This is a genomic window from Pseudomonas sp. P7759 (assembly GCF_013386445.1).
Taxonomy (GTDB): domain Bacteria; phylum Pseudomonadota; class Gammaproteobacteria; order Pseudomonadales; family Pseudomonadaceae; genus Aquipseudomonas; species Aquipseudomonas azotoformans_A.
On sequence record NZ_JACART010000163.1, the window covers coordinates 1 to 303 of the forward strand.

At 55.8% G+C, this 303-nt stretch carries 1 pseudogene; it reads left to right on the plus strand.

The window, feature by feature from the left end:
* Positions 1–303: pseudogene (locus HX823_RS31875) on the plus strand (hypothetical protein); the annotation flags it as partial.

The window sequence follows — 303 nt, forward strand, 5'->3', positions numbered from 1 at the left end:
CTGATGGAAACCTCTACAGCAACGACAAAGCGAGCGTTGTCGGTACTGATCGAGCAGGCTTGGATTCAGACGATCAGGCTCGGCAGTGATCGAGGCGGCGCACTGGCTTACGTGGTGAACAGTAGGATCGCTTGGGCTGATAGCCGCGAAAACATTCGCTTTGCGCGGTTCAATGCTCGAGTGCTTGTGTCCTCGGAAGACCAAAGCGACCTTGGCACAGGCAAGCTGTTGAAGGCGCCTGTCATGGCACCAGGAGATATCCAGTTGCCATCTGGTGACGGTAAGAGCCCACCAGTTCAAGAG